Source organism: Gemmatimonadota bacterium (assembly GCA_030747075.1).
Lineage (GTDB): Bacteria > ARS69 > ARS69 > ARS69 > ARS69 > ARS69.
On record JASLLL010000003.1, the window covers coordinates 24,596 to 39,262 of the forward strand.

12 protein-coding genes are annotated in these 14,667 nt (G+C 66.8%); 11 read left to right on the plus strand and 1 reads right to left on the minus strand.

What is annotated here, in order from left to right:
• The first annotated feature begins 46 nt into the window (after window positions 1-46).
• Both QF819_01475 and QF819_01480 read left to right on the plus strand, forming a co-directional pair.
• The gene (locus QF819_01475) at window positions 47-571 is read left to right on the plus strand and encodes a hypothetical protein (protein MDP6801837.1); all 525 of its coding nucleotides are present in this window, start codon (window positions 47-49) and stop codon (window positions 569-571) included.
• Complete coding sequence (locus tag QF819_01480; GenBank protein MDP6801838.1) at window positions 568-1,767, plus strand: glycosyltransferase family 4 protein; 1,200 nt, start codon at window positions 568-570, stop codon at window positions 1,765-1,767. Before QF819_01475 ends, QF819_01480 begins: the two co-directional genes overlap by 4 nt.
• Here the strand turns inward: QF819_01480 and QF819_01485 are convergent.
• Window positions 1,704-2,813 (minus strand): hypothetical protein, encoded by a 1,110-nt coding sequence (locus tag QF819_01485; GenBank protein ID MDP6801839.1) that lies wholly within the window; start codon window positions 2,811-2,813, stop codon window positions 1,704-1,706. The genes QF819_01480 and QF819_01485 overlap by 64 nt on opposite strands.
• A gap of 38 nt (window positions 2,814-2,851) precedes the next feature.
• Here QF819_01485 and QF819_01490 point away from each other — a divergent pair, with 38 nt between their 5' ends.
• From QF819_01490 to mutL, 9 genes are all read left to right on the plus strand, one after another.
• Window positions 2,852-3,817: a PfkB family carbohydrate kinase gene (locus tag QF819_01490; protein ID MDP6801840.1), complete on the plus strand. Its 966-nt coding sequence runs from the start codon at window positions 2,852-2,854 to the stop codon at window positions 3,815-3,817.
• Window positions 3,818-3,910: 93 nt separating this feature from the next.
• Window positions 3,911-4,999 carry a hypothetical protein gene (locus QF819_01495; protein ID MDP6801841.1) on the plus strand — a complete coding sequence of 363 codons (1,089 nt, stop codon included), beginning with the start codon at window positions 3,911-3,913 and terminating at the stop codon, window positions 4,997-4,999.
• Between the two features lie 56 nt (window positions 5,000-5,055).
• Window positions 5,056-6,369: a tRNA (N(6)-L-threonylcarbamoyladenosine(37)-C(2))-methylthiotransferase MtaB gene (gene mtaB / locus QF819_01500; GenBank protein ID MDP6801842.1), complete on the plus strand. Its 1,314-nt coding sequence runs from the start codon at window positions 5,056-5,058 to the stop codon at window positions 6,367-6,369.
• Window positions 6,366-7,742, plus strand: coding sequence for a tRNA (N6-isopentenyl adenosine(37)-C2)-methylthiotransferase MiaB (miaB, locus tag QF819_01505; protein MDP6801843.1), 1,377 nt, complete (start codon window positions 6,366-6,368; stop codon window positions 7,740-7,742). Before mtaB ends, miaB begins: the two co-directional genes overlap by 4 nt.
• The gene (locus tag QF819_01510) at window positions 7,739-8,083 is read left to right on the plus strand and encodes a LapA family protein (GenBank protein MDP6801844.1); all 345 of its coding nucleotides are present in this window, start codon (window positions 7,739-7,741) and stop codon (window positions 8,081-8,083) included. The genes miaB and QF819_01510 overlap by 4 nt, the downstream gene beginning before the upstream one ends.
• On the plus strand, window positions 8,080-9,204 hold the full coding sequence (locus QF819_01515) for a hypothetical protein (GenBank protein ID MDP6801845.1): 1,125 nt from the start codon (window positions 8,080-8,082) through the stop codon (window positions 9,202-9,204). Before QF819_01510 ends, QF819_01515 begins: the two co-directional genes overlap by 4 nt.
• Window positions 9,201-10,238: an SPOR domain-containing protein gene (locus tag QF819_01520; GenBank protein MDP6801846.1), complete on the plus strand. Its 1,038-nt coding sequence runs from the start codon at window positions 9,201-9,203 to the stop codon at window positions 10,236-10,238. Before QF819_01515 ends, QF819_01520 begins: the two co-directional genes overlap by 4 nt.
• On the plus strand, window positions 10,235-12,907 hold the full coding sequence (gene mutS, locus QF819_01525; GenBank protein ID MDP6801847.1) for a DNA mismatch repair protein MutS: 2,673 nt from the start codon (window positions 10,235-10,237) through the stop codon (window positions 12,905-12,907). The genes QF819_01520 and mutS overlap by 4 nt, the downstream gene beginning before the upstream one ends.
• Window positions 12,904-14,631, plus strand: a complete 1,728-nt coding sequence (gene mutL, locus QF819_01530; protein ID MDP6801848.1) for a DNA mismatch repair endonuclease MutL — start codon at window positions 12,904-12,906, stop codon at window positions 14,629-14,631. Before mutS ends, mutL begins: the two co-directional genes overlap by 4 nt.
• Window positions 14,632-14,667: the final 36 nt, after the last annotated feature.

The window sequence follows — 14,667 nt, forward strand, 5'->3', positions numbered from 1 at the left end:
GGAGCGTATCATCCGGCCTGCACGCGTCAAGGGAAGGGAGAGGGTCATGCGCTCAACGCGTTCGGTAGATGTTCGCGGCGCATTGATGGCGGGCCTGATGCTGCTTGTGGGCGGAGCGCTGGCGGTCCAGCTCTTCATCGGGCCGGGAAACGGGGCGGCGCTTCTCCGGGAAGGGCGGGCGCGGGCCGAGACCGGGGAGTTGGATCGCGCGTGCACTCTCCTGGCGGCGGCAGCGAATGCCCGGCCGCGTTCCCGGGTCATCCACTACGAGCTGGCGAAGATGCAGGAGGCGGCCGGTCGAGATGCCGATGCCATGAGAACGCTGGAGACGCTCTTCGCGCTCTACGAAGATCATGCGGACGGGCGGTATCTTGCGGCGAGGCTGACCGCGCAATCGGATGATGCGCAGAGAGCCCTCGAACTCCTTGGCCGCGCGCTGGAGGCGGGAATGTCCGACCCGGGTAGAATCCGGCGTGAAGTCGCGCTGGATCCATTGCGCGGAGAACCCGCGTTCGTCGAACTGCTTCTCACGCACCTCTCGCCCGGGGCCGTGGCGGAGGGCTCTCGATGAGCCTCCCTCGGGTTCTCATGCTGGTACACAGCTATTGCCCGGCGGACCCGCGCGTGCGCCGGGAGGCGGAAGGGCTGGTGGCCGCCGGGTATCGTGTGGATGTCCTCTGCCTGCGGGATCGGGGGCAGCGGTGGCAGGAGAGGGTGGCGGGGGTGCGCTATCTTCGCCTGCCGCTTCGCAGACGGCGCGGGGGATTGCTTCGGTACGCCTTTGAGTACTGCATGATCTGTGGGGTCGGAAGCCTCGCTGTGGGTGCGCTTTACGGCGCACAGCGCTACCGGCTCGTGCAGGTGCACAATATGCCCGACTTCCTTGTTTTCGCGACCCTCGTCCCCTGGTTCGCGGGGGTTCCGGTGCTTCTCGACCTCCACGATCCGGTGCCGGAGCTTTACGAGTCGAAGTTCGGCCTTGGCCGGGACTCGTTGCTCATTCGTCTCCTGACGCGCATCGAGGGCGCGTCGGTGGCCTTTGCGGATGCCGTGCTGGCGGCCACCGGGGCGTTTCGGCGTCGTCTGCTGGAAAGGGGGCGGCCGGCGGACCGGATTCGCGTGGTGTTGAACTCGCCGGATCCCGGGCTCTTTGAGGCGGCCCCCCCACGCCCGGAAGCGGTCGGAGAGGCGCGGCTCCTGTTTCATGGAACCGTGACCCGGCGAAGCGGGGTCGATCTTGCGGTTCTTGCGGCGGAGCGCGTCAGGAAAGGTGGGCTGGCCGTGCGCTTCACCATTCTGGGCGACGGAGACTATCTGCCCGTCATTCGGGAGATGGTCGCTCAGGAAGGGCGCCGCGAATGGGTAGAAGTTCGCGGCCCGGTTCCGCTGGAGGACATTCCGGCCGAGGTGGCGGGATGCGATCTGGGCATCGTACCGAATCGAGGCGGGGCGTTCAGCGATCTGGCGTTGCCGACGCGTCTCTTCGAATACCTGGGGACCGGGCGACCCGTGGCTGTTTCCAGATCCCCCGCGATCCAGGATCTGTTTGGCGAGGAGGACCTTCTCTTCTTCGACCCGGGATCACTGGAGGACATGGTCCGGGTTGTGGGGAACGCGCTGGGCGACGCGAACCTGCGGCAGCATATGGTGGAACGCGGCGGGAAGATCTATGAGGCCCATTCGTGGGAGAAGGAGTGCGCGGGTTATCTGGATGTGGTGAGAAGGCTGACCGGGTCCCGGGAGGAGGCCGGGAGGCGGGAGTCGTAGCGGACGGGACGGGCGAGTCCCGATGCGGCCTCCAGCACTTCGACAAGAACCCGTCCGTCGAGGTTTCGCGGGAGTGCAATCCCGAGGAGATGGAGGGCGGTGGCCGTCACATCCATGAGCGTGCACGGTGCGGGCGCAATGTCGGCACGGATTCCGGAACCCGAGAAGAAGACGCCCCCGCCGTTCGTCTTCAGAGAGATGTCGATTCGCACGCCCTGAGCGGGCGTCCCCCCGCCGCCGGGAGAGGGGAAGTGTCCGCCGGGCAGGAGTCGAAGGAAGAGCGGCGGGTCGTCGTGGGAGGGCGGTTCGGTGAGCACGGGGATTCCCGCGCTGGCGCAGAAATCGCTCAGCGTGCCGACGGGGCGGAACGGGCCTTCGCCGGGCGTTCCGGCTGGAAGCAGGAGAGACAGGAGGCGCGGCCCGGGGCGGTGCGGGATGGAGGTGAGCCCACCCCCGAGAAACCGGCGTGGCGTTTCCGCCCCGACTCGCGTGCGCGAAGGGACGCGACCGGTTGCCAGCGCGGCGCGGCGCCCGGTGCCGGATGCGGCCAGCGCCCGAAGCGGAAGATGCCCTGCGTCGGGGGGCGGCGAAGTGGGGTGCACATGGATTGCCAGCGTCACCGGGACCGCACGCGCATGGGGTGTCGTGGCGGGCCTTGCGGCGGAGGCCGTGACGGTGCCCGGCGGCAGGTTGCGCGAGGGGTCCGGGGAAGTGGCTGCCACCGCCAGGGGAACAGCAAGCACCAGCAGGAAATCGAGGCGGGTTCGTCCGGGGAGTACACGGCGGCGCGCGGCCCGGGCGATGGCCAGGAACGCGGCCCCGACAACGGCGGCAATCGGGTGCCAATAGAGAGCCCCCGTGGCAAGGTAGGCCATCGGAGCGTTGGCATGCCGAAGGGGGAGCCGGTTCGCGACTCGCGCAGCCAGCACTCCGACGAGCGTGCCGAAGACGCACCACGCAAGGACGGCCAGGACCGCAGCCTCGGGTGGGAGCGTTCGGGAGTTGGCCGAAACGACCTCCCGCGCGGAGACCATCGCGGCCAGCATTCCGGGGAGGGCTCCGGACGAACAGGAGGGGGCAAGTCGTGAGTTCAGAGAAAACCAGCCTTCCGGATCTTCCCCCGCGTGACGGGGAAGCGCGGGTGTTGTGCGTGGGACTCGTGGCGTCGGATCTTCTGGTGCCCACCGACTTCCCGATCCCCCGAGACTGCAAACTCTCACTGGACCGAATCGTCCGTCAAGGAGGGGGGCCGGCCGCGAATGCCGCCGTGGCGCTCTCGCGCCTGGGGATGCGGGTCTCTTTCGCCGGAGCGGTCGGGGGGGATGCGGCGGGGCAGGCGCAGATTGAGGAGCTGGCTCGCGAAGGGGTGGAGGTTTCCGGGATGGTGGTGGACGAAACCCACGAGTCGGTCGTCTCGGTCATCCTGGTGGATCGGGCGAACGGCAGCCGGACGATCTTCTCCTCCACGGGTGCGCGGCCGCGCTTTCCCGCGGTGCCCGACCTGCCGGATCCGGCCCCGCACCTTCTTCTTCTGGACACATGGATGGGGGCAGAGTCGGTGGAACTGGCAAAGAACGCCCGAGCGGCGGGTGCGCACGTTCTTCTCGATGCGGGGACGCTGCGTGAGGACTGGCGCGAGTTCGTGGGAGTTTCGGACTACGCGATCGTGTCCGAGCCGTTTGCCGACGCGCTCTCCGGGGCGGGGGAAACGGAGGCGGCTCTTGCGTGCCTTCTCGCGAGAGGGCCGTCTCACGCGGCCGTCACGCGGGGTGCGAAGGGAGTGGTGGCTGCCCGCAAGGGAAGTCCGGAGGTGCTTCGGGTGCCTGCTTTCGAAGTGCGGGCCGTGGACACCACGGGGGCGGGCGATGCCTTCCACGCAGGGACCGCGTGGGGGCTTCTGCGCGGGCTCCCGTGGGAGGATTCGTTGATTGCGGGGGCGGCCGTCGCGGCGCTGAAGTGCCGCGTGGCAGGCGGACGAATGGGCCTTCCCAAGGAGGAAGAGGTGCAAAAGCTCCTGCGAACCACCCCGAGAGCCGATCTTGACAGGTAGCGAAGGCATTTCTACACTCAGCGCCTGTGTGAAGTCCTCCGAATCTGTCGGTGAGACCCCTTCGCGCCCACGAGCCTCCGGGAGACCTCGCGGATGACCCTTCCAAGATCCATGGCCCTGGGGGCGGGAGTTCTTCTCGCTCTGTGGACGGGCGGTTCGGCTTTTGCCACGCCGTATGCGGGTGAATTCCTTTCGACCGGGATCGGTGCCAGGCCGCTGGGGATGGGCGGCGCATTCGTAGGACTCGTCGACGACGCCACCGCCGCGTACTGGAATCCGGCGGCTCTTCCACGCAACGAAGGAAGACAACTGGTTTACATGCACTCGGAGCGGTTCCGGGATCTCGTGAACTACGACTGCGGCGCGCTGGTGCTCAAGCCTCGGGAGCGGGAGGATGGCGGTCGGAGCGCCTTCGGAATCGGGTTCCTGATGGTGTCCGTGCCGGGCATCGTCTTCAACACGACGGATCCGGACATTCTCAAGTACATCGAGAGTGGCGCGGACGGTGACTTCGATACCATCGATACGGATGGAACCCAGGGCAACGGGCAGCTGGACCCGGGCGAACGCCTGGATCTGGACCTGTTGAACGCCACCGCACAGGAAGTGACGGATCGCGAGACGGGCCTCTTCCTCTCGTACGGAAGAACGCAGGTGTTCCGACCGGAACTCTCCGTGGGCGCCAGTGTGAAGTTCGTCCGCAAGGCAGTGGGTTCCTACGCGGCCTGGGGCATGGGACTGGATGTCGGGGCGCTTTATGAGCTTCGTCCGGGATGGGTGGTCGGCCTGAATATGCAGGACATCACCACCACCTTCCTCGACTGGAGCGGCACACCCAGCGAATCACGGGAGTACATCAGCCCCACGCTCAAGCTCGGGACAGCCTGGACGCGGGAACTGCCCCGGCTTCGCGGGTCCATCACGGCGGTCTGCGATGTGGACTTCCGTTTCGAGAAGCGCAAGGACCAGGCCACCGTTGCGTTCAGCATCTTTTCAGGAGATCTCCGCGCGGGGCTGGAGTACCTCTTCCGGGATACCGTGGCTCTTCGGGTGGGTTCGGAGGAGGGTCGCTTCACGGCGGGCACCGGGCTCCGATTCCGACGCCTTTCCTTCGACTACGCCTTCCGGGGGCACGCAGACCTCGAGGATACGCACAGGGTGAGCGGCGGAGTAGCCTTCTAGGCGGAGTATTCCCCCGGCAGTTCGCGCATCCGCACCCATCGTCGGAGGACCGTTCCTTGAAGCGCGTCGCGTTTTGCACATTCGGGTGCAAGCTGAACCAGTACGATACCGAGACCATGCGGACCCTTCTGGAAGAAGAAGGCGACTGGCGGACGGTCGCGTTCCGGGAGGAGGCGGATGTGTATATCGTAAACACCTGCAGCGTCACCGCGCGGGCGGACTCGCGTGCCCGAAGCGCAATCCGCCGGATTCACCGTGAGCGCCCTCACGCGCGGATTCTGGCGACCGGGTGTTATGCGCAGCGCGCGCCGAAGGAACTGGGCGAACTGGATGGCGTGTCCCTGGTGTTGGGGGCCGCGGATCGGGAGCGCGTCGCGGAAGAACTGGGGCATACGGTTCCGGGTCAGGTGCGTCTGGCGGTGTCCCCCATTTCCGAAGCCCGTACCTTCGTGGATGTCCCGATCACGGAGATGATGGGGCACTCCCGCGCCTTCGTGAAGGTTCAGGAGGGGTGCAACGAATCCTGCTCGTTCTGCATCATCCCTTCCACACGGGGGACTTCGCGAAGCCGCCGCCCGGAGAGTGTGTGGACGCAGGTCGAAGATCTTGTCGCGAACGGCTACACGGAGATCGTGATCACGGGCGTGCATGTGGGCGACTTCGGTCTGGACCTGCCGGACGCGGAGCGCGGTCTGGAATCGCTGATGCGGGGGGTTCTCGCGGTGCCCGGGCTGGAACGCCTTCGCCTGAGCTCCATCCAACCCACCACGCTGAGCGACGGAATCCTGGATCTCGTCGCGGAGGATGAACGCTTCTGCCGGCACCTGCATGTGCCCATGCAGAGCGGGAGCGAGGAGGTGCTGCGGCGAATGGGACGAAGCTACCGGATTGGCACCTTCGTGGAACGGATCGAGGCATTGAGTTCCCGCATCCCCGATTGTGGCCTGGGGACGGATGTCATCTGCGGTTTCCCCGGAGAGACGGAAGCGGACTTTCGCAAGACCTTCGATCTTCTGGAGGCACTGCCATTCACCTATCTCCACGCATTCCCCTACTCCGTTCGACCGGGATCCCATGCGGAGCCACTGGGCGACGATGTTCCCGCGGATGAGAAGAAGCGGCGCACCCGTGCACTGAAGCGGCTCTCAGCGCGGAAGTCGCGGGAGTTCCGGCAGCGGCATCTGGGGAGTACCATGCCGGTCTTGATCGAAGAGGGAAGCCGAAACGGTTCGCCACTCCTCAGCGGCCTCACGGACAACTACATCCGCGTGGATCTGGGTCCGGGTGAGAAGCGAGCGAGCGTGGAGCCGGTGCGTCTTGAATCGCTGACCGACGACGGAGTCCTCGGCCGGCGTCTGGAGCGGGAATGAAGTGGCCGCTGGGAGGGCCGGGGCGTCCGGCAACGGGGCTTGCGCGGGAGAATCGCCCGACCTTCCACCTGTCGACCTTCGGGTGCCAGATGAACGAGTACGACTCCGAGTTCATCGCCGAGCGTCTCATTGCGGAGGGGTATGCGCCCGTGGAGGATCCGGCCGACGCGGATGTCCTCCTCGTGAATACCTGCTCCGTCCGAGACGGGGCGGAGGATCGTGTTCGCGGACGACTGGGGAACCTCGCCCCGCTGAAGGCGCGCCGCCCGGGCGTGATGATCGGCGTGGTCGGCTGCATGGCCCAGCGGCTGGGCGGGAAGCTCCGGGAGAGGTCGCCGCAGGTGGATCTGATTGCGGGGACGGACTCCTACCGGGATCTTCCTCGCCTGATCGACACTTTCCGCGGCGTTCCGGACTCCCCCGTGGTTGAGACGACGCCTGACGCGGAACACACCTATGCGGTGAAGGGTGCCGCGCGGCCGCAGTCGTCAGTCTGCGCCCATCTGACCATCCAGCAGGGGTGCGACAAGTTCTGCACTTTCTGCATAGTTCCCTACACGAGGGGCCGGGAACGATCAAAGGCCTGGCGCGAGGTCGTCGACGAAGCGCGCAGGCAGGTGGATCTGGGTGTTCGGCGGATCACACTGCTGGGTCAGAATGTGAACTCGTATCGTGACGGCCAGGTGGACTTCGCGGAACTTCTCCGCCGACTGGACGCGGTGGAGGGGCTGGCGAGGATTCGTTTCACCTCGTCCTATCCGCGAGATATGACGGACGATGTCCTCCGGGCCGTTGCAGAGTGCCCATCGGTCTGCGAATATCTCCATTTCCCGGTCCAGAGCGGCTCGGACACCGTTCTGCGACGGATGAAGCGCCGCCACAGCGCAGAGTGGTATCTTCGCCAGGTGGATCGGGCCCGGGAGTGGATCCCGGATGTTCAGTTCGTGACGGATCTGATCGTGGGGTTTCCGGGGGAGACGGACGAAGATTTTCAGGAGACTCTGGATCTTGTGAAGAGGGTTCGCTTTTCGGAAGCGTACATGTACCGTTATTCTCCGCGGGAGGGGACGCCCGCGACGCGCCTGCCCGACGACCTGCCGGAGGAAGTGAAGGCGGCTCGCCTGACGGAACTCATCGAACTCCAGCGGGGGATCGGTGAAGAGATCCTCCAGGAGAATCTCGGGAGGGAGATGGAGGTTCTGGTCGAAGGGCCCAGTCGGCGGGATCGGGAAGAGCCGATGGGGAGAACGCGAAACGGGTTCATGGTGGTGTTGCCACGGGGGTCAGGCCGTGCGGGAGATCTCGTGACGGCTCGGCTGACGGGGCTATCGGGCGCGACATACCGGGGCATCCCGGTTGGAACGGGGGCATGATGAGATTTCTGAGTGGAATCCGCGCGGGGCTCCTGCTGGTCCTGCTGGTGGTCTGGTTCGGGTTCACCGCCTTGAACAACTCCGCGGAGCAGCAGGTGGATCTGGACCTTCTCTTCACCAGCGTGCAGGCGGCTCCGCTGGCGTGGGCGCTGTTCTGCGTGTTCGTGATCGGGATGGTCGTCGGGTACGCGGTGTCCGTTCTTCGGATCATGGAACTCGGCGCGGCACTTCGAAGTCTGAAGCGTTCGCGCGGGCGCGTGCAGGATGAGCTCACCAGTCTGCGCAATCTTCCGCTGGAAGATCCGGTAGACGACAGCTCAGAGGGAGGGACGCCGTCGTGATGCTCTGGGTCGGACTGGCGGTGGCTCTTGGGATCGTGGCATTCATCGGCGCGAAGAGCTGGTCTGCGTTCCGGCGAAACCGGGCGGACCGAACCCCGCCGTATATTCTGGCCTTGCGAGCACTGGCGGACGGGGACGACGAGACGGCGCTCACGCAGTTTCGCGAAGCCGCCCGTGAAGGTTCCGGTGGCGTCGATGCCTACCTTCGGCTGGGAGAGCTGTTCCGACAGCGCGGGGATGCGCGGCGGGCTTTCCAGGTTCACCGCGAGCTGACCACGCGGCGCGGCCTGTCGCGGACGGTGCGAGCTCGCGTGCAGCGATCGCTCGCGCTGGACCTGCTGGACCTCGGGCGAGCAAAGGCAGCCACGGAAGCGGCTGCGGAGGCGGTCCGCCTTGCGTCGAACCCGAAGGAGGAGCTTCGCGTTCTCGCGTACACCCGCGAAGAGGCGGGGGAGTTCGATGGAGCCTTCAAGGCGACCCGGGATCTTGCGCGTCTCTCGGAGGATCTCGGACCAGCGGAACTCGCGGCATACCGCGCTTCGCAGGCAGAGCGGCTCCTGGAGGACGGGGATCTCGACGGGGCGGCCCGAACGCTGAAAGAGGCGCGGAAGATCGACGCGTCGTGTGCGCTGGTCGGGCGAGTTCAGGGCTTCGTGGAGGAGGCGCAGGGGAAGCTGGGGGCGGCGATCGAATCGTGGGAGGGCGCCCTTGCCGCAGACCCGGTAGGCGCCAGTGATCTGTTCCCCCATCTGGAGAGAGTCCGCTTCCTTGACGGGAGTTTCGGAGAGATGGAACGCTCCTACCGTCGGGTTCTGGAAGCGTGTCCCGGCCACGAAGCGGGCTCCTTTGGACTGGCCCTTTTCCTCCGGCGGAAGGGAGAACTGGATGGCGCCCTGGCGGAAGTGCATCGCGGGCGCGATGAACATCCGGAGTCCGACCGGCTCGCGGATCTGGAGGTCGGTCTCCTTCTGCAGATGGATCGCGTGGCGGAGGCGGGAGAGCTTCTCGATGAACGGATTGCAAGTGCCGTGCCTCGCGTCGGGGGAATCGTCGGGGAGTCCAAGGAGGCCGATGGTGCCTCCGAGACAGACATAAGCTCCCTGACGGAGACTTCGCGGTGAAGCGACGGGGCCACGCCGTGCTGGCCGGGGCGCTGGCCGCCGCGTTGGTTGCGGGAGGAGTGCGCGCGGACCTGGAAGAAGCCGAAGAAGCCTGGGCCGACGGCCGTACGGGCGACGCCGGGCAACTCCTTCGATCCGAACTCACGGCCTACCCGGAACTGGCGGAGACAGCCCGCGGCGCGGAGCTTCTCGCGCTGACCGAGGAAGATCCCGCCAAGGCACTGGCATTCTGGGATCTCGTGCTGAACGGGGATCCGGATCGCGCCACCGCCATCCGGGCTCGGCGGATGAAGGGGATTCACGCGTACTCCGCCGGGCTTTATGTGGCGGCGGCGGCCGAGTTTGCCCTTCTGGCCGGAGAACCCGCCGGGCTCGTCGATCGGGGTGAGGCGTTCCTGTGGAAGGGGCGCGCGCTGCTCGGAGCCAATGAAGCGGGGCGTGCCGCGGAGGCTTTCGAGCAGGCGGAGGACGCCGCGAGCCAACCGGCGGAAATGGCCTCTGCGCGCTTCGGGCGGGCGTTTGCCTCGTTTCATCTCGGCAACCTCGTGGAGGCGCAGCGGCGGTTTGATCGTTTTGAGGGGGACTATCCCCACGATCCGCGCGCCAGTGCGGCCGCGCGTCAGCGTGTGGAGTGCTTGCGTCTGCTTGGGCGGGAGAGAGATGCCCGGACGCTGGCCGCGGAGATCGAACGAAACTATCCCGCCTCGCCGGAGGCCACCATGATCCGAGGGGACCTGGCTCGACCGTTCGAGACGAAGCCCCCGGAGGATGAAGAGACGGGAGACCGCGCAGGCGTTCCCCATCAGGTTCAAGTGGCGGCGCTGGCGGATCCCCGCAATGTCGTGTCCTTGCGGCAGGCTCTCTTGGGACTGGGACTCGGCGAGGTCCGGGTCGAGCCGGGACAGGGGTCGCGAGGTCCGGTGCACCGCGTTTTCGTGGGCCCGTTCCCGAGCCGCGAAGATGCCCTGGCAGCCGCGGACTCCATCCGGATGCTGGGGGGGCTGGCCCCGACCGTGTCCCCGGCGGCACCGTGAGCAGCGCGCCTTCCCATCCGGTGCCGAAGACGGCGAGGCGGCCTTCGCCCACGGATCCGGGGCTGACCCCGCTCATGCGGCAGTACCTGGGCGCAAAAGAGGCCCACCCGGATTCCGTACTTCTGTTTCGGATGGGCGACTTCTGGGAGACCTTCTATGAAGACGCGGAGACCTTCTCACGCGTGCTGGGCATTGCGCTGACCACGCGGGGTACGGAGAAGGGCGAAGGCGTACCGCTGGCAGGAGTCCCGCTTCGGTCGTTGGAGGCATCCGTGTCCAGGCTGGTGACTGCCGGGCTTCGCGTCGCCGTGTGCGATCAGGTGGAGGACGCCGCCGAGGCCAAGGGGCTGGTTCGGCGCGAAGTCGTGGAAGTGGTGTCTGCGGGAACGGCCACCATGCCGGGCCTTCTGGAGGAATGTGAGAGTCGCTACCTGGCTGCGGTATTCCCGGACGCCGACGCGGGGCGGTATGGGGTGGCCCGGTGCGACCTCTCCACGGGCGAGTTCGCGGCGACCGAGGTGGCGGCGATCCGGCTTGCGGATGAGCTGGTGCGGATTGCCCCGTCGGAGATCCTGATGCCCGATGGACCCGGCGACGACATCCTCCGTGCGGCACTTCCCGGGGGAGTGCCGGTAGAGCGAGTTCCTCTGGGCGACTTCCCCTATCCGGAGGATGCGGTCCGCGTGGTGTCCGACGGACCGGGTTGCGCATCGGGCGAAGGAGGGGCGCGGTTCCATCCCCTGGCATGGACCGCGGCAGCGGGCCTCCTGGGGTATCTGGAGAGCCTGAAGAAGGCGGAGCGCTCCGAGCTGGCCGCGCTGGAACTGGACGAAGGGGAAGGCGTCCTTGTGCTGGACGAGATCAGCCTGCGAAACCTGGAGATCCTGCGCCCTCTTCAAGGGGATGGAACGGACGGGACGCTGCTGTCCGTGGTGGACCGGACGCGCACCCCCATGGGCGGGCGGCTTCTCCGGAAATGGCTCGCCCGCCCGCTTCTCTCGGTGGATGGCATTGCGGCGCGGCAGGGGGGCGTGTCGGCTTTCGTCTCCGATGGGGGCTTCCGGGATGCTGTGGCGGAAGTGCTGCGCGGAGTCGGCGATCTGGAACGACTGTCGATGCGCATCGCCGCCGGTCGAGGGCACGCGCGGGATCTGCGCGGGCTGTGCGATTCGCTGGCGGCCATGCCGCGCTTGCGCGAACTCCTTCAGGGCGCGGAGGCCGGGATCTTCGCGGATCTGGCGGCGCGCATCGGGGACTTTTCGCCGGAGGTGGATTCGATCGACGCCGCCATCGCGGAGGATCCGCCCTTGTCGCTGAAGGACGGCGGCCTCTTTCGGGACGGGTTCGACGCGGAACTGGATCGCGTGCGGTCGCTTCAGCGGGACGGGAAGGGGTGGATCGCGCAGTTGCAGTCGCGGGAGCGGGAGACCACCGGGATTGCCAAGCTGAAGATCGGATACAACCGAGTCTTCGGATACTACATTGAAGTGAGCAAGACGAATCGGGAGCTCGTGCCGGATCGGTACGAGCGGCGGCAGACGCTGGTGAATGCGGAGCGCTACATCACGCCGGAACTGAAGGAGCGGGAGGCCGAGATCCTCGGCGCGGAGGAGCGGGGTCGCGGGATGGAGTACGAGATGTTTCGCGAACTGCGCGAGCGCATTGCACGGTCCTGCCCGAGGATTCGCGAGTGCGCCCGGGGACTGGCCGCGGTGGACACGCTGCTGTCGTTTGCGGAAGTGGCGCGTCGCGGAAAGTGGATCTGCCCCTGCGTGGATGACTCGTCGCGAATCGAGATCCGCCAGGGCCGACATCCGGTGGTCGAACAGATGCTGCCCACCCAGTCCTTCGTGCCGAACGACAGTGTGCTGGACGGTGAGGCGGACGGGCGGCAGATACTCCTGATCACGGGGCCGAACATGGCGGGGAAGTCCACCTTTCTTCGACAGGTGGCACTCATCGTCATCCTCGCACAGACGGGCAGTTTCGTGCCGGCGGAGGCCGCGCAGATTGGCGTCGTGGACCGGGTGTTCACGCGGGTCGGAGCTTCGGATCATGTGGCTGCGGGACGCTCCACCTTCATGGTGGAGATGGTGGAGGTGTCACGGATTCTCTCGTCGGCGACTCCGCGAAGTCTCGTGTTGCTGGACGAGGTAGGCCGCGGGACTTCCACCTGGGACGGCCTGGCCATCGCGTGGGCGGTGACGGAGTTCCTTCATGACTCGGCAGAGCGGTGCGCGCGAACTCTCTTCGCAACGCACTACCACGAGCTGACGGAACTGGCGGAGCGCCTTCCCCGTGCACGGAATCTCCGTGTGACCGTTCACGAATGGAAGGAGGAGATCGTCTTCCTTCGCAAGGTGGTGGAAGGGGGAGCGGATCGGAGTTTCGGTATTCAGGTGGCGCGACTCGCGGGGCTTCCGGCGGAGATCACAACTCGTGCGCGGAGCATCCTGGGCGGACTGGAGGAGGGGACCTTCTTTGAGGGGCGCCAGCGGGATGCGGAGGCGCGGGGCAGTCAGCTGGACCTTTTCTCCAGCGCGGCGGCCGCCGTTCTTTCGGAACTGGCGACGCTCCACCCGGAGGAGCTGACTCCGATGGAGGCGCTGGCGGTCCTGGCGGAGTGGAAGCGCCGCACGACGGGCAATGACTCGGAGAACACATCATGAAGCCGATCGTCGCACTGGGGCCGCTCGTTTCGAATCGGATCGCTGCCGGAGAAGTGGTGGAGCGACCGGCATCTCTGGCGAAGGAACTCGTGGAGAACGCCATCGATGCGGGGGCGACCCGCGTGGAGATCACGATTGACGGGGGCGGGCTGGATCGCGTTCGCGTATCGGATGACGGGTGCGGGATTCCGGCGGATGAACTCCGGCTGGCCTTCGAGCGCCATGCCACGAGCAAGATCACCTCGGCAGAGGATCTCGGCACGGTGGGCACCCTCGGTTTCCGGGGGGAGGCGCTGGCGTCCATCGCAGCGGTGGCCCGGGTGGAACTGGTGACCAGCACGGGGGGAGACGCAGCCGGGGGACGCATCCGGATTGAGGGCGGCCGCGTGCTGGAGGAGACTCCGGCGGGGAGAGCGCGAGGCACGACGCTGGAGGTGACCGGGCTGTTCTACAACACACCGGCCCGGCGGAAGTTCTTGCGTACTCCGGCGACGGAAGGCCGCGTGCTGGTACGCAGCATCGGGGAGCTTGCGCTCGCCGCTCCGGGCGTGGGATTTGCAGTGACACGCGATGGACGCGAAGTGCTGGACATCGCCGTGGACGCACCCTTCCGGGCTCGGGCCGCGCAGATTCTGGGGAAGGAGGCGACGGCACGGATGGTGGAGGTGAAGGGGGGCGCGGACGGGATCGAGGTGACCGGCCTCGTGTCGGCGTCGGACTTCTCCAGAACGCGTCCGGGGCATCAGGTGCTTCTGGTGAACGGGCGTGTGGTCTCCGATGCCTCTCTGGCGCATGCGGTCGTTTCCGGAATCGGAGGCGCCGTACCAGGAGGGAAACACCCGCTCTTCGCGCTGCACATTCGAACGGACCCGTCTCGCGTGGATGTGAATGTCCACCCGACGAAGCGGGAGGTGCGCTTCACCGCGAAAGACCGCGTGTTCTCGGCAGTGCGGGGAGCGGTGGCAGAGGCGGTCTTCGGTGTGCGCTTTGACCGCATGGGCAGGGAAGGGGCCCTCTCGTGGAAAGTGTCCGCAAGGGGGGATCCGCCAGCGCAGGACACGAGGCAGGGATCGCTGCCGCTTGCCGGAAGAAGCGCGGCGGCTACGGCGGCACGCCCGGCTCCTGCGGAGTCGGGCACGGAACCCCGGGAGGCGGGGCGGACACTTCGCGCAGTGGGAGAAGTGTGGGGCGCGTATCTGGTCGTGGAGGACGGAGCCCGGCTCCTGATCGTGGATCAGCACGCCGCGCACGAACGGGTCCTCTATGACGAGATACGCCTTCTGGCCTCGTCGGAGGGGGGCGTTCCGGTGCAGGGGCTTCTGGAGCCGTATGTCGTGGACCTGGCGCCGGGACAGAATCCGGAGGACGCAGCGGCGGTTCTTTCCGGGATGGGGTTTGATGCGCGCCCCGGCGGCCCCACGAGCCTGTTGGTGGATGGGATCCCCGGAAGTCTCTCGCAATGGGGAGGCGGTGAGTTTCTCGCGGAACTGTTTGGTTCCGCGGAACTGGCGCGGGCGGGGGCTGCGCGATTCCGCGATGCCCTTGCGAAGTCGTATTCGTGCAAAGGGGCGGTGAAGTTCGGCCAACGGCTCCATGCGGAAGAGATCGACTACCTGCTGAAGCGGCTGGCGGCGACGGATGTCCCCCGTCTTTGCCCCCACGGCCGTCCGATCTATCTGGAGGTTCGGAAGGAAGAACTGGACGATCGCTTCGAAAGAACTTGAGCCAGCAGGCGCAACCCAACGCACCCATGTCAGATA

Excerpts from the sequence above, each read along its gene's own strand:
- QF819_01475 (MDP6801837.1), top strand. The coding sequence starts at position 47 with ATGCGCTCAACGCGTTCGGTAGATGTTCGCGGCGCATTGATGGCGGGC.
- QF819_01480 (MDP6801838.1), top strand. The coding sequence starts at position 568 with ATGAGCCTCCCTCGGGTTCTCATGCTGGTACACAGCTATTGCCCGGCG.
- QF819_01485 (MDP6801839.1), bottom strand. The coding sequence starts at position 2,813 with ATGCTGGCCGCGATGGTCTCCGCGCGGGAGGTCGTTTCGGCCAACTCC.
- QF819_01495 (MDP6801841.1), top strand. The coding sequence starts at position 3,911 with ATGACCCTTCCAAGATCCATGGCCCTGGGGGCGGGAGTTCTTCTCGCT.
- miaB (MDP6801843.1), top strand. The coding sequence starts at position 6,366 with ATGAAGTGGCCGCTGGGAGGGCCGGGGCGTCCGGCAACGGGGCTTGCG.
- QF819_01510 (MDP6801844.1), top strand. The coding sequence starts at position 7,739 with ATGATGAGATTTCTGAGTGGAATCCGCGCGGGGCTCCTGCTGGTCCTG.
- mutL (MDP6801848.1), top strand. The coding sequence starts at position 12,904 with ATGAAGCCGATCGTCGCACTGGGGCCGCTCGTTTCGAATCGGATCGCT.